Source organism: Arthrobacter sp. MPF02 (assembly GCF_046605375.1).
Classification (GTDB): domain Bacteria; phylum Actinomycetota; class Actinomycetes; order Actinomycetales; family Micrococcaceae; genus Arthrobacter.
The window spans coordinates 2344800-2358463 of the sequence record NZ_CP176772.1; the positions used below are offsets into that span (position 1 = coordinate 2344800).

The following is a 13664-nucleotide window of genomic DNA, read 5'->3' on the forward strand; positions in this document are numbered from 1 at the left end:
GATCTGGGCTGCAGTTCAGATCTGCAGCCGGGATTTCGGCCTTGCCGGTTGGATTTCGGCCAGCAGGGCCGGATACTGATTCACCCTGCGCTCCGCCATGGCGAAACGCCGGACTGACGTTCCAGGGGCAGTTGGATGCTGCAGATTCCTGCGTCAGACCAAGCAGGCGGCACCGGAATACATTCGCAGTAGGAGATCAAATAGCAACTGAGAGCAGGAGCAGATCAGATAGGCGGAATTACCGCCGGTGCATGTCCACCTTAGCACCTTCAACGTCCACTGCGAGCTTCAGCACGCGCCAGGACACATCCGGCGTGTTTGCAGCGGTGAATGATGCGATGAATTCCAGCGCTTCGGCAGCCTTTCCCTCCCCGTCGGCGAGGACCAGGACGGTGGGCCCGGCACCGGAAACGACGGCGGCATGCCCGGCCGAGCGCAACGCGGCAATCAGTGCCGCGCTGGGCCGCATCGCCTGGGCCCGGTAGCTCTGGTGCAGGTAGTCCTCGGTCCCCGCCAGCAGGAATTCCGGTTTGTGCGTCAGCGCGTGAATCAGCAGCGCCGCGCGCCCGGAGTTCATCGCGGCTGCGTGGTGTCCCACCGAGGCGGGCAGCAGGGCCCTGGCAGCTTCGGTGGAGAGCTCGTAATCCGGGACTGCCACGATGGGAATGACGGATTCCGCCACGGTGGCACTGGTGCTGCTGTACTGGTCACTGTCCTGCCATGACAGCGCCAGTCCGCCGAAAATCGCGGGAGCGACGTTGTCCGGATGCCCCTCCAGCTCGCTGGTGAGCTGGAGGATCCAGTCCTGTCCGCGCCGGTGCCCGGCCGGCACCATGGCGTTGGCCGCGGATACGGCGGCGACGACGGCGGAAGCGGAGGAGCCCAGGCCGCGGCCGTGCGGGTTGACGTTCTCAGCGGTGATCTTCAGGCCGCCATGCCGGAACCCCAGCCGTTCGAAGGCGGTGTCCATTGCCCGGACCACCAGGTGGCTGGCGTCCCGCGGCAACGTGTCCGCACCTTGGCCGCGGAGGTCGAACACGAGCTCGTCGGTGTCCAGGCTCTCCACCGTAAGGGTGTCGTGCAGCGCGAGAGCGAGGCCGAGGCTGTCATAGCCGGGTCCGAGGTTGGCCGTTGTGGCGGGAACCCGGACGGTAACGCGCTGGCCGGACTCGATAAGCTGCAGGCCGACAGTGGCCTGCGAGGTGGTGTCCAAGGCTATTTTTCTTCCAGTCCCAGTTCAGCAGCAACTGTCACGACGTCGTTGGGTACCTTGACCGGCTGGACGTCGCCTCCGTCCTCGGTGCGGAGGGCCCACTGCGGATCCTTGAGGCCGTGGCCGGTGACAGTGATGACGATGGTCTTGCCGGCGGGCACTTCGCCTGCGGCGTGCTTCTTGAGCAGGCCCGCCACGCCCGCGGCGGAGCCCGGCTCCACGAAGACGCCTTCCTTGGAGGACAGCCAGCGGTGGGCGTTCAGGATCTCTTCGTCGGTGACGGAGCTGATGAGGCCGCCGGATTCGTCACGGGCTCCGATGGCACCGTCCCAGGACGCCGGGTTCCCGATGCGGATGGCGGTGGCGATGGTGTCGGGCTCGGTGATGGGGTGGCCTGCGACGAAGGGCGCGGCGCCCGCAGCCTGGAAACCCCACATGGCAGGAGTCTTGGTGGAGACGGCGGGAAGGGTCCCGGCGGTGGCGGACTCAAACGGAGACGAGTACTCCTTGTAGCCCTTCCAGTAAGCGGTGATGTTGCCGGCGTTGCCGACGGGGAGCACGTGGATGTCCGGGGCGTCGCCGAGCGCGTCGACGATCTCGAAGGCGCCGGTCTTCTGCCCCTGGATGCGGGCCGGGTTCACGGAGTTGACCAGGAACACGGGGTAGGACTCCCCCAGCTTCCGGGCGATGTCCAGGCAGTTGTCGAAGTTGCCGTCCACCTGCAGGAGGGTGGCGCCGTGAGCGATGGCCTGGCTGAGCTTGCCCATCGAGATCTTGCCTTCGGGCACCAGCACGGCGCATTTGAGTCCGGCGGCGGTGGCGTACGCGGCGGCTGAGGCTGACGTGTTGCCGGTGGATGCACACACGACGGCCTGCGCGCCGGATTCCACGGCGGCGGTCATGGCCATGGTCATGCCGCGGTCCTTGAAGGAGCCGGTGGGGTTCATGCCCTCCACCTTGAGGTACACCTCGGAACCGGTGAGCCCGGAGAGCTTCTCTGCGTGCACCAGCGGGGTGCCGCCCTCACCCAGGGTGATGACCCGGGTGGCTTCCGTCACGGGCAAACGGTCAGCGTATTCGCGGATGACGCCGCGCCATTGGTGAGCCACTTAGACTCCTTCTACCCGCAGAACGGATGTAACTGAGTTGATCACGTCCAGGCCCTTCACGGCCTCGACGGTGGCCGCGAGGGCGGCCTCTGACGCGCGGTGGGTGATGATCCGCAGTTCGGCGGACTCCACGTTGGAATCCGCGTCCCGGTGGATGGTCTGCCGCATGATTTCGATGGATACGCCGTGCTCGGCGAACAGCTGCGCGATTTTGGCAAGCACGCCGGGCTGGTCGGCGACATCCAGGCCGATGTAGTAGCTGGTGACTGAGGCGTCGATGGGCAGCGCCGGGACGTGGCCGGTGGTGGTCTCGGTGCGGGCCGGACCTCCGAGGACCAGGCGGCGGGCGGCGGAGATGAGGTCGCCCAGCACGGCGGAGGCGGTGGGGGTGCCGCCGGCGCCCTGGCCGTAGAACATCAGTTCGCCCGCGTTTTCAGCTTCGATGAAGACGGCGTTGAACGCACCCCGGACCGCGGCCAGCGGGTGCTCGCGCGGCAGGAGGGTGGGGTGGACCCGGACGGACACGCCCTCGTTGCCGTCGGCGTCGTTCAGTTTCTCGGCGATGGCCAGCAGCTTGATGACGAATCCGGCGTCCTTGGCGGCGGCGATGTCCGAGGCGCTGACGGAGCTGATGCCTTCGCAGTGGACATTTTCCAGGGCGAAGCGGGTGTGGAAGGACAGCGAAGCCAGGATCGCAGCCTTGGCGGCGGCATCGTGGCCCTCGACGTCGGCCGTTGGGTCTGCTTCGGCGTACCCGAGGCGCTGCGCTTCGGCCAAGGCATCGGCGAACTGCGCGCCGGTGGTGTCCATCTGGTCAAGGATGTAGTTGGTGGTGCCGTTGACGATGCCGAGCACGCGGGTGATCCGGTCACCGGAAAGGCTGTCGCGGATGGGGCGCAGGATGGGAATGGCCCCGGCCACGGCGGCCTCGTAGGAAAGCTGGACGCCGGCCTTGTCAGCCTCTTCGTGGAGGCTCGGGCCATCCTGGGCGAGCAGTGCCTTGTTTCCAGTGACCACACAGGCGCCGTTACGGACGGCGGTGAGGATCAGCGAACGGGCGGGCTCGATGCCGCCCATCAGCTCGATGACCAGGTCCGCGTCCTTGACCAGGGTGTCGGCGTCGGTGGTGAACAGTTCCTGGGGCAGTTCGACGTCGCGGCGGGAGTTCACGTTGCGGACGGCGATGCCGCTCAGCTGCAGGCGGGCACCGGTGCGGGCAGCGAGGGCGTCCGCGTCCTCGAGGAGGATCCGCGCGACCTGGGCCCCCACGTTGCCACAGCCCAGCAGGGCAACTTTCAAGGTTCGCATTTCGGTCACGTCAGGCTCCCATGTCGCGGTTCAGCAGGTCTTCTTCGGTTTCCCCGCGGACAATCAGCCGGGCGGATCCGTCGCGCACCGCGACGACGCCCGGCCGGGCCAGATAGTTGTAGTTGCTCGAGAGGGCCCAGCAGTAGGCGCCGGTCCCCGGTACGGCAAGCAGATCACCGGCTGCCACGTCCTCGGGCAGATATACATCTCTAACAACTATGTCGCCGCTCTCGCAATGTTTGCCCACCACGCGGGACAGCTGCGGGGCAGCGGGCGACGTCCGGGAGGCCAGAACCGCCGAATAATCCGCGTCGTAAAGCACGGGGCGGGCGTTGTCGCTCATTCCGCCGTCCACCGAAACATACCGGCGCGGATACGTAACGTTGTTACCCCCGTCACCTGCACCGGAAGAGGCCGGAGCGTCGACCCGGACGGTCTTGAGCGTGCCGACTTCGTACAGCGTGAAGGTGGTGCTGCCAACGATGGCACGTCCCGGCTCGATGGAGATTCGCGGCGCCGTGATGCCCAGCTCGGCGCAGGTGGAACGCACGACGGCAGCCATCGCCGTCGCGATTTCCGCTGCGGGGCGGGGGGTGTCCACCGGGGTGTAGGCAATCCCGTACCCGCCGCCGAGGTCCAGTTCCGGCATAACGATGGAGTACTTTTCCTGCATCGCGGCCAGGAAGCGCAGCAGCTTTTCAGCGGCCAGCGCGAAACCGTCCGGCTCGAAGATCTGGGAACCGATGTGGCAGTGCAGGCCCAGGAGCTCGATGCCGGGGTGGGCGGAAGCCGCAGCCACCGCCTCTTCCGCCGCTGACAGCCCGGCCTGGTCAGTGGTGTCAGCAGCCATCGAGAGGCCGAACTTCTGGTCCTCGTGGGCGGTGGCAATGAACTCGTGGGTGTGCGCGTGGACGCCCGGCGTAAGCCGGAGCATGACCTTTGCCTGCTCGCCCCGGGACTGCGCGATGTCGCCCACCCGGACAAGTTCGGACAGGCTGTCTACCACAATGCGCCCCAGGCCCATGTCCAGTGCCCGGTTGAGTTCGGCATCGGACTTGTTGTTGCCGTGCAGGGCAACCCGCTCCCCCGCAATGCCGGCACGGGCGGCCACGGCCAGCTCACCACCGGATGAGGTGTCCAGCCGCAGCCCTTCCTCTTCCACCCACTTCACCACAGCGGTGCAGAGGAAGGACTTTCCGGCGTAGTAGACGTCCACGCCACCGCAGATATCGGCGAAGGCGGCGTCGAAGGAGTCCTTGAATGCCCGGGCGCGGGCGCGGAAGTCTGCCTCATCCATCACGAAGAGCGGCGAGCCGAACTGTTCCTTGAGTTCCTGCACGCTGACGCCGCCAACAGACAGGGCGCCGGCGCCGTTCCGCTCGACGCTCCCCGCCCACATGGGCTCCTGCAGGGCGTTCAGGTCCGCCGGGACAGCCAGCCAGTCCGGCGCCAGCGGGGACGCAGTATTTCCGGTTTCCACAGACATTCCGTTACATCCGTTCCGGCGCGGAAACGCCAAGCAGGTCAAGGCCGTTCGCGAGAACCTGGCTGGTGGCGTCGTTGAGCCACAGCCGGGTGCGGTTGGTGTCGGTCACCGGCTCATCGCCCATCGGGGCGATGCGGCAGGCGTCGTACCAGCGGTGGTAGGCGCCGGCGATGATTTCGAGGTGCCGCGCAACGCGGTGCGGTTCGCGCAGTTCCGCTGCTTTGGCGACAACTGAGGGGTAGCTGCCCAGGTATGACAGCAGCTCGTTTTCCGTGGCGTGATCGAGCTCGGAGGCGTCGAAGGCGGACCGGTCCACGCCGGCGGCCACGGCGTTGCGGGCTGCGCCGCGCGACCTGGCGTGCGCGTACTGCACGTAGAAGACCGGGTTCTCGTTGCTGTGCTTCTTGAGCAGCTCAGGGTCGAGGGTCAGTGGAGAATCGGCGGGGAAACGCGCCAGCGAGTAGCGGACGGCGTCCTTGCCCAGCCAGTCGATCAGGTCCTTGAGCTCGATGATGTTGCCGGCACGCTTGGAGAGCTTGGCGCCGTTGACGGACACCAGCTGGCCGATCAGCACCTCGATGTTCTTTTCAGGATCGTCACCGGCGGCCGCCGCGATGGCCTTGAGCCGGTTGATGTAGCCGTGGTGGTCGGCGCCCAGCAGGTAGATCTTCTCCGTGAACCCGCGGTCCTTCTTGGACAGGTAGTAGGCTGCGTCGGCGGCAAAGTAGGTGGGCTCGCCGTTGGCACGGATCATCACCCGGTCCTTGTCGTCGCCAAAGTCCGTGGTCCGCAGCCAGACGGCGCCGCCGTCGTCGAAGACGTGGCCCTGCTCGCGAAGGCGCGCCACGGCACTTTCGATAGCGCCGGCGTCGTGCAGTTCCTGCTCCGAGAAGAAGACATCGAAGTGGACGCCGAAGGCCGCCAGGGTGGCCTTAATGTCCTTCATCTGCGCCTCGTACGCGGCGGCGCGGATGACGGGCAGCGCGGCGACTTCGGTCAGTTCGCGGATATCCGGGTGCGCGGTGAGGACCTCATGGCCGAGCTCGGCGATGTACTGGCCGGGGTAGCCGCCCTCGGGCACGGGGAGGCCGTGCAGGCGCGAGTAGACGGAGTTGGCGAAAGTGTTCATCTGCGACCCGGCGTCGTTGATGTAGTACTCCGCCGTGACGTCGGCGCCGGAGGCACGCAGGACGCGGGCGATCGAATCACCCAGGGCGGCCCAGCGGGTGTGTCCGATATGCAGGGGTCCGGTGGGGTTGGCCGAAACGAATTCCATGTTCACTGTGTGGCCGGCGAGCGCGGAGTTGGTCCCGTACTGCGCGCCGGCTTCCACGATCACCTTGGCGAGGGCACCGGCGGTGGCGGCGTCCACGGTGATGTTCAGGAAGCCGTGACCTGCGATGTCCACGGTGGAAACGCCGTCGATCTCCTTCAGCCGGGCGCTGAGGACCGAGGCGAATTCACGCGGGTTGGTGCCTGCCTGCTTTGCCAGCTGAAGGGCGATGTTGGTGGCCCAGTCGCCGTGCTCCCGGTTCTTGGGTCGCTCCACGCGCACCTCATCAGGCACAGCTGATGCTGAAAGAGCGATGTCACCGGCTGCGATGGCGTCCTTCAGGCAGGCGGATATTGCTAGGGAGAGTTCTTCGGGAGTCACCCCTCTAGCCTACCGGGGGCCGGTGACAGCAAAGAATTTGCGTGCTGCCTGTGGCCCCCGTCTCCAACACAGGAGGTCCACAAGGAAAACCCAACTGCGGCACAGGGTTGAACCAATAGTCTGGGTTCAGCGTTGACAACACCGTAGACACCGTTTGGAACATGTGATCCCTATGACGAAACGAGAGCCCTGATGACACCCGCCGCAACCAGAAGCACCATAAGCAGGACTCTTTACGCCGGAATCGCCGGCTTGTCGCTCGCCGGAACAGTGGCCGGCTGCGCGCCGTCTGCCACCGAGACGGCACCCGCGTCCACCGGCAGCGGCACTGCCGAAACATCAGCCGCCGCGCCTTCGCCGGGCTCGTCCCCGCTGGCCGGCAGCGGCTCCACGTACAAAGACGGAACCTACAGCGCCGACGGAAACTATGTCTCCCCCAACGGCACGGAAACCGTGGGTGTCCAGCTGACGTTGGCTTCCGGCACGGTGACGGACGTCCAGATCACCCAGCACCCTTCGAATCCCAATACGCGCAAGTTCCAGGGCGAGTTCGCCGGCGGCATCGCCGACCAGGTGGTTGGCAAGAACATCGACGACCTCAACGTCTCCAAGGTTGCCGGCTCGTCCCTGACCAGCGGCGGGTTTAACCAGGCCGTGGAGCAGATCAAGTCGGAGGCGCAGTAGGCAGTGGCGGGCGGGGACTGGGCGAACTTCCCGTTCGATGGAATCGGTACCAGCTGGGAAATTTCCACGCCGCTCCCGCTGGAGGCACCCCTGCAGGAGCGCCTCCTTGCCAGGGTGGAAGCGTTCGACGCCGGCTGGTCCCGTTTCCGGAACGATTCGCTGGTCAGCGCCATGGCCCGGACCCCGGGCACCTACCGCTTCCCTGAGGAGGCCGGCGGGCTCGGCCCCCTCTACCGGGCCCTCTACCAACTCTCCCGGGGCGCAATGACGCCGCTCATCGGTGCCAGCCTGGAGCGCCTGGGCTACGACGCCCGTTACTCCCTGCGCCAGGCGGGATCACCATTGCCCGCCCCGGCGTGGGATGAGGTCATGGACTGGAGCGGAACAACCATCAGCACCAGCGCCCCCGTGGTGCTGGACATCGGGGCCGCCGGCAAGGGGCTCTTGGTGGACTTGCTGGCGGCTGAGCTGGAGGCCGGAGGTGTCGAGTCCTACGTCGTGGACGGCAGCGGGGATCTCCTGGCGCACGGTCCGACTCCGCTCAGGATCGCGCTCGAGCACCCGTACAACCCGGCGCAGGCCATTGGGGTCGTCGAATTGTCGGACCGTGCGCTGTGTGCGTCGGCGGCGAACCGCCGTGCCTGGGGTGACGGACTCCACCACGTGCTGGACGGGACCACCGGGCAGCCGGTCCGGACCGCCGTCGCCACCTGGGCAATGGCGGACACGACGGTCCTGGCCGACGCTGTGGCGACGGCGCTCTTTTTCGTTCCGGGCGCCAAACTCCAGGAAGCGTTCGATGTCTCATGGCTGACGGTGTATTCCGACGGCAGCGCCGCATACTCCGAGGAATTTGAAGGGACACTTTTCACATGAGCCCCGTCGAAACCCCTAAAGCCGGTCCCGCACCGTCCGTCGCCGGGCGGCTGGACACCGCTCTGGGCCGGTTCACGATGTACCGGTTTGTCCTCCTGGTCCTGGCAGTTCTGGCCATGTACAGCCTGGTGCTGGAGGTCCTGGGCTGGCTGACGTTCGGGATCCCGGAAATGCTGGCCCACCTGGCGCTCTGCCTCGGCCTGACCTACGCATCAAACCTGGCGTTGGCTGCCCTGTTCCGGGTCCGTCAACATTCGGAGTCGTCCCTGATCACCGGCTTGCTCCTTTACTTCCTCTTCTGGCCCTCGTTCCAGGGCATGGACGTCGCGGGGGTTGCCTTGGCATGCCTGCTGGCGTCGGCATCGAAATACGCCCTCGCTTGGCGCGGCAGGCACATCTTCAATCCCGCTGCCCTCGGAGCCTTTGCCGTGGCCCTTACCGGATTGAACGTTGCCACCTGGTGGGCAGCCACCCCAGCAATGTTGTGGCTCCTCATTCCGGGCGTCCTCCTGGTCCTCTACCGGACCCGGAAAGTGCTGATGGCAACTGTCTTCACCCTTGTTGCCACGTCCATCATCACGGTTGAACTGCTCCGTGCGGGAATGACCGCCGGAATGGGCGTCTACCAGGCCCTGGCACAACGGCCTGTCCTCTTCTTTGTGGGCTTCATGCTGACCGAACCGCTGACGCTTCCGCCCCGGAGGTGGCAGCAGCTGGTGCTGGCCGCAGTCGTAGGTGTGGTGTTCGCCGTGCCCTACAACCTGGGTTTCCTCGCCAATTCGCCTGAAGCTGCGCTGCTGCTGGGCAACCTCCTCGCCTTCCTGGTGGGCCAGCGCGGTGGAGTGAAACTTCGGTTTGCCGGCAGGCGGAAGCTGACCCCTAGCACCACGGAGTTCTCCTTTGAGCCTGCCCGACCCGTGCGTTTCCTCCCCGGGCAGTACATGGAACTGGACCTGCCGCACGCCGTGTCCGACAGGAAGGGCCGGCGCAGGGTGTTCAGCATGACAAGTGCGCCGACGGAAGGGCTCGTGAAGTTCGGGGTCCGGACAGCTGAGCCGCTGTCCGCCGCGAAGAAGGTGCTCCTGGCGCTGAAGCCGGGTGACGAACTGACAGCCACCTCCGTGGGCGGTGATTTCGTCCTCCCCCGCGATCCGCACAGGCCGGTGCTGCTTATTGCCGCTGGAATTGGAATTACGCCCTTCCTGTCGCATCTTGCGTCCGGGGGACTCCGGGAACGCGACGCCGTGCTTCTCCTCCTTGCCCGGTCCGCGGAGGAAATTGCCTATGTGGAAGAGCTCCGGGCTTCCGGCGTCCGGGTCCTGGTCCGCCTCGCCGATGGTTCAGAGCCACCGCAGGACTTCACCGCGATTTCAGGCGGCGGGTCCCGGTTGGACGCCGATAGGCTGAAGTCACTGGTTCCGAATATCAACGACCGCGAAGTGTACATTTCCGGCTCGCCCGCCAGCGTTGCCTCCCTGCGCCGGGCGGCCCGGGCTGCAGGAGCCCGGCGGGTGCACGTGGACTCCTTTTCCGGATACTGATCCCGCGGCTCGGGATGCCTGGACCTGCTCAAAGCCAAGGCAAAGGCAAAGCCAAGCCGGGGCGGGGCGGTGACAAGGTAAAACCCGGCGGTGTCGCGTCGATTTTCCCTTGGAGCCCACCTTCCTGCTAAGCTCTAGGACGTCCCGCCGGGAACGGCAGGAAATCCGAATTGCCCTCGTAGCTCAGGGGATAGAGCGTCTGCCTCCGGAGCAGAAGGCCGTAGGTTCGAATCCTACCGAGGGCACCATCTGAGGAAGCAGCCCGGTCACATTGACCGGGCTGCTTTTTTGTCGGCACCCTTCAGCGCAACCCGACAGCCTGCGCTCCACACCTACACCCCTTCATGACCTCCAACATGCCGGTGAAGGTGAAACGATCGCGCTTGAAAGAATTCCCCCCGCGGTACAGCTAGGACAGCATGGATTGCCAGTCCGGCTGTGGATCGGGCTGCAGGACAAAGGGGGTGGCGTAAAACGTCTCCCACACGGGATCGTCAGGTTCGAAATCGTTGCCATCGACGAAGCCCTCGTCCTGAGATTCCCACGGGGGCTCCAGATAGGGCGATGCGGAATCAAACCACGCAGGATCGGGCCAGGCTGTTGCGGCTGGTCCTGCATCCATAGCGCCAGCGCCTGATTCCGGTGCCTGTACGAGTTGCTCCGCGCCCAGCTGGCTTGGCCATTGTGGGGGTTCGCGGTCGGGTTGTTCGGCTTCGTAGCGGCGGCCGGTGGGTGAGGTCCAACCTGGCGGCTCATCTTTGGTCGCGGGGGTTGGTGTCCAGCCGCTGTTGTGTTTCAGGCGGTGATGTTTGGGGCAGAGTTGTGCCAGGTTGCTGATCCCGGTAGTGCCGCCGTGCTGCCAGGCTGTGAGGTGGTCGGTTTCGTTGTCGAGGGAGTTGTTGCTGCAGCCGGGGAAGGTGCATCTGCCGTCCCGCAACTGCAGCGCCTTTTTCATGGCTTCAGTGAGCCGGTAGCTGGTGCGCCCGATTTCCAGCGGCGCCCCGTCCGGGTCAACCAGGACCCGGTGGAAGGATTCGGCGCCGTCGGCGAGGAGTTTCCTCGCCATCGAGGCAGGGATGGGCCCGTAGCCGCCCAGCACCGCGGGTTGGTCCGTGAGCCCCAGCAGCGAGAAGACCGGGACGGTGACGAGGACTTCGGTCCGTGGCGTCGGAACGTTCCCGGGTTCGGTGGTGAAGGCGGCAGCGGTGGCGGTGTTTGTTCCAGTCCCGGCGTCTTCCTCCGGGGTGGACGTTTTGTGGATGAGGAGCTGGGTGGCGAGGACGTCGGCTTTGCGCTGGGTAAGAGTGCGGTACTCGTCCGGTCCTTGAAGGCCGCGGGCGATGGCCGTGTTCCTGTTCCAGATGGCCTGGGCGGTGTCGGCGGGCAGGTAGGCGGAGATCCAGGCCATCCCGTCGCGGTCCGGGGTGAACTCGACCCGCCGGTCCGCGACGCCCTTGCGGTGACGTTCCTCGATCGATTCGGGGTGGTGGCGTTCCCGCCAGCCCCGCAGCCTGGCCTGCAACCGGGCCGGTACCAGCTGGCCGGCGGGACAACCCCTCGCCGGGTTGGGCGCGTCAGGGTCGAGGAAGTGCTCCACCAAAGCAGCAGAAGCCGCGTGGTCCAGGGACTCGCTTTCGTCAGCAAAGATGCGGGCCTGCTGCCAGGACAGGGCCCCGGTGGTCAGGGCGTCCATGACCGGCGGCAGCGCGCAAACCTGCCGGGACTGGGCCACAAACGCGGACGCGGCGCCGGAACTGATGGTGAGGATCCCGGCGATCTCCTCCACAGTCGCGATCTCGGTGTAGGTCCGGTCGTGCAGGGGCGCGTCCGGCGGGATCATCGCGTGTTGCAGGTCCATGGCTTCGGCCGCGGACAGGGCCTTCCGGGCCGCGGCCTGGGCCTCCAGCTTCTTCTCCAGTCCCATCCGTTCCAGCCGAATCTCATACGCCCGCTGCAGCACATCCACACCGTCCCCGGCCACAGCACCAGACGAACCGGCGGAAGCCAGGGCAGCATCCTCGGCATCAAGCGCGGCCAGAGCAGCAACGGTGGCATTAATAGCCTCCATCGCTGCCGCTGCCCCAACGTCGCTTCCCATACCAACATCATCGGTAGGGGCACTGACATTCTTTGCCTCCGGTTGCGGAACAGCAGGAAGCGGGACCCCAGCCTGCCCTCCGCCGTCGTAATCCTGGTGACCCGGCTGTGGGGCACACGCCCCGTGCTGAGCGTGCCTGACGCCTATTGTCAGGGCCCCCTCGTAGTCTGAATGCACCTAGTTGAGGGGGTACGCCATGCACGTTCCGTTCTGTTCCATCGTCCCGCCGTATCTGCTGAGGCGTCTTGCCCGGCATGATGCGCCGGGGTTTTCTGCAGCTGCAAGGGCAGCCAGGGAAGCCCTTGGACATGTTGGGTCATTCCAGGCATCGCGGACACAGGCGATGCCTGAGGTCCCGACAGGCGTGCGCCAGGCAAAGCCGGGTCCGTCGAACCGGACCATCTACGATGCGGCAGGCTCGGAGGTCCTTCCCGGAAAGCTTGTGCGCAAGGAGGGCGGGCCCGCAACAGGCGACACCGCAGCGGATGAAGCGTATGACGGCCTGGGGCATACCCACCGCCTGTACGCAGACGTTTTTGGCCGCAACTCGATTGACGGCCAGGGGCTGCGGCTGGATGCGACAGTGCACTTCGGGAAGCTGTACGACAATGCCTTCTGGGACGGCACCCAGATGGTCTTTGGCGACGGAGATGGCGAGGTTTTCGAGCGGTTTACAGCTTCCCTGAGCGTCATCGGCCATGAACTCGCTCACGGTGTTACCCAGTTCTCCGCGGCACTCGCCTACCGCAACCAGGCCGGTGCCCTGAATGAATCGATGTCCGATGTGTTCGGTGCCCTGGTGGAACAGTATGTGAAAAACCAGTCCGTGACCGAAGCCAGCTGGCTCATCGGCGAAGGGCTTTTCACTGCAGAGGTTGAGGGCAGCGCTTTGCGCTCCATGAAGGCTCCCGGAACAGCGTACGACGACGATGTGCTGGGTAAGGATCCGCAGCCGGACTCCATGGACTCGTACGTAAGGACCAGCGCAGACAACGGCGGGGTTCACATCAACTCCGGCATCCCCAACCGGGCGTTCTATCTGGTTGCTGAGTCCTTGGGCGGAAATGCCTGGGACTCCCCCGGCCTTATCTGGTACGAAACATTGACGAGCGGCTCCCTGCCCACTACGGCAACGTTCAGCGTCTTCGCCCGCGCCACCGCCTCCGCTGCAATGGAGCTCTACGGGTCGGACTCGAAAGAGCATGACGCCGTGCGGCAGGCGTGGGAAACTGTGAAGGTCAAGCTGTAAGGGACGCCTGGTTGCCGGACACCACGCCGCCAGGCTGCATGGAAGCCCAGGAACCAGGCAATGAAGATCAGTGTGGAACGCACCGGCGGTCTTGCCGCGATGACGCGGGTCTGGACAGTCGATGCCCGTTCAGAGACCGCCATCAGTCAATGGCAGCCCATCGTGGAAGCATGTCCTTGGGACGCAGTACCAAGGACACCGCGGGCTGCGGCCGCTAAGTTTGCCGGTAACCAGCCCGACCGCTTTATGTACTCCATCCGTGCCGGAGAACGCAGGGCAGCCCTACCGGAACGGGCCGTAACCGGTCCCTGGCGCGTGCTGGTGGAGCGGACCCGGGAGGCGGCCCAGCAGATGCGGTCGGCCCAGGGAGAGGACGGCGTTCCAGGCCACCGGGGCAGGGACGGCGGACAGTAGCTTAGGTTGCGCGAACTGGCCCCGCCAGGCAT

The 13664-nt window shown here is 65.9% G+C and carries 11 protein-coding genes and 1 tRNA gene; 6 read left to right on the plus strand and 6 right to left on the minus strand.

Features of this window, described 5'->3' with window-relative positions; all coding sequences use genetic code 11:
- Positions 1-238: 238 nt before the first annotated feature.
- The 5 genes from thrB to argS are packed head-to-tail and all read right to left on the minus strand — an operon-like array spanning position 239 to position 6770.
- Entirely contained in the window at positions 239-1213 is a 975-nt protein-coding gene (gene thrB, locus ACLH0K_RS11050; protein WP_411373649.1) for a homoserine kinase, read from the minus strand.
- A 2-nt stretch (positions 1214-1215) separates the two neighbouring features.
- Entirely contained in the window at positions 1216-2322 is a 1107-nt protein-coding gene (gene thrC / locus ACLH0K_RS11055) for a threonine synthase (RefSeq protein WP_411373650.1), read from the minus strand.
- A complete protein-coding gene (locus ACLH0K_RS11060) occupies positions 2323-3639 on the minus strand; it encodes a homoserine dehydrogenase (RefSeq protein WP_411373651.1) in 1317 nt (438 codons plus the stop codon).
- A 1-nt stretch (position 3640) separates the two neighbouring features.
- The gene (gene lysA / locus ACLH0K_RS11065; protein ID WP_411373652.1) at positions 3641-5116 is read right to left on the minus strand and encodes a diaminopimelate decarboxylase; all 1476 of its coding nucleotides are present in this window, start codon (positions 5114-5116) and stop codon (positions 3641-3643) included.
- Positions 5117-5120: 4 nt separating this feature from the next.
- Complete coding sequence (gene argS / locus ACLH0K_RS11070) at positions 5121-6770, minus strand: arginine--tRNA ligase (protein ID WP_411373653.1); 1650 nt, start codon at positions 6768-6770, stop codon at positions 5121-5123.
- A 192-nt stretch (positions 6771-6962) separates the two neighbouring features.
- Between argS and ACLH0K_RS11075 the strand changes: the two genes are divergently transcribed.
- The 4 genes from ACLH0K_RS11075 to ACLH0K_RS11090 all read left to right on the plus strand — a co-directional run bounded on the left by ACLH0K_RS11075 (position 6963) and on the right by ACLH0K_RS11090 (position 10119).
- Positions 6963-7454 carry an FMN-binding protein gene (locus ACLH0K_RS11075; RefSeq protein WP_411373654.1) on the plus strand — a complete coding sequence of 164 codons (492 nt, stop codon included), beginning with the start codon at positions 6963-6965 and terminating at the stop codon, positions 7452-7454.
- A gap of 3 nt (positions 7455-7457) precedes the next feature.
- On the plus strand, positions 7458-8330 hold the full coding sequence (locus ACLH0K_RS11080; RefSeq protein ID WP_411373655.1) for an FAD:protein FMN transferase: 873 nt from the start codon (positions 7458-7460) through the stop codon (positions 8328-8330).
- Complete coding sequence (locus ACLH0K_RS11085) at positions 8327-9871, plus strand: FAD-dependent oxidoreductase (protein WP_411373656.1); 1545 nt, start codon at positions 8327-8329, stop codon at positions 9869-9871. The genes ACLH0K_RS11080 and ACLH0K_RS11085 overlap by 4 nt, the downstream gene beginning before the upstream one ends.
- 172 nt (positions 9872-10043) lie before the next feature.
- Positions 10044-10119 (plus strand) — tRNA-Arg (locus ACLH0K_RS11090).
- Positions 10120-10280: 161 nt separating this feature from the next.
- On the opposite strand, the gene ACLH0K_RS11095 is transcribed toward ACLH0K_RS11090, so the two are convergent.
- On the minus strand, positions 10281-11969 hold the full coding sequence (locus ACLH0K_RS11095; protein ID WP_411373657.1) for a DUF222 domain-containing protein: 1689 nt from the start codon (positions 11967-11969) through the stop codon (positions 10281-10283).
- 196 nt (positions 11970-12165) lie between these two features.
- Here ACLH0K_RS11095 and ACLH0K_RS11100 point away from each other — a divergent pair, with 196 nt between their 5' ends.
- Both ACLH0K_RS11100 and ACLH0K_RS11105 read left to right on the plus strand, forming a co-directional pair.
- Positions 12166-13218, plus strand: coding sequence for a M4 family metallopeptidase (locus tag ACLH0K_RS11100; RefSeq protein WP_411373658.1), 1053 nt, complete (start codon positions 12166-12168; stop codon positions 13216-13218).
- 60 nt (positions 13219-13278) lie between these two features.
- Positions 13279-13632 carry a protealysin inhibitor emfourin gene (locus tag ACLH0K_RS11105; RefSeq protein ID WP_411373659.1) on the plus strand — a complete coding sequence of 118 codons (354 nt, stop codon included), beginning with the start codon at positions 13279-13281 and terminating at the stop codon, positions 13630-13632.
- The last annotated feature ends 32 nt before the right edge of the window (positions 13633-13664 follow it).

What these genes read in the sequence shown, in the direction of transcription:
- lysA (WP_411373652.1), bottom strand. Translation starts at nt 5,116, where the DNA reads ATGTCTGTGGAAACCGGAAATACTGCGTCCCCGCTGGCGCCGGACTGG.
- ACLH0K_RS11075 (WP_411373654.1), top strand. Translation starts at nt 6,963, where the DNA reads ATGACACCCGCCGCAACCAGAAGCACCATAAGCAGGACTCTTTACGCC.
- ACLH0K_RS11085 (WP_411373656.1), top strand. Translation starts at nt 8,327, where the DNA reads ATGAGCCCCGTCGAAACCCCTAAAGCCGGTCCCGCACCGTCCGTCGCC.
- ACLH0K_RS11095 (WP_411373657.1), bottom strand. Translation starts at nt 11,969, where the DNA reads ATGGGAAGCGACGTTGGGGCAGCGGCAGCGATGGAGGCTATTAATGCC.
- ACLH0K_RS11100 (WP_411373658.1), top strand. Translation starts at nt 12,166, where the DNA reads ATGCACGTTCCGTTCTGTTCCATCGTCCCGCCGTATCTGCTGAGGCGT.
- ACLH0K_RS11105 (WP_411373659.1), top strand. Translation starts at nt 13,279, where the DNA reads ATGAAGATCAGTGTGGAACGCACCGGCGGTCTTGCCGCGATGACGCGG.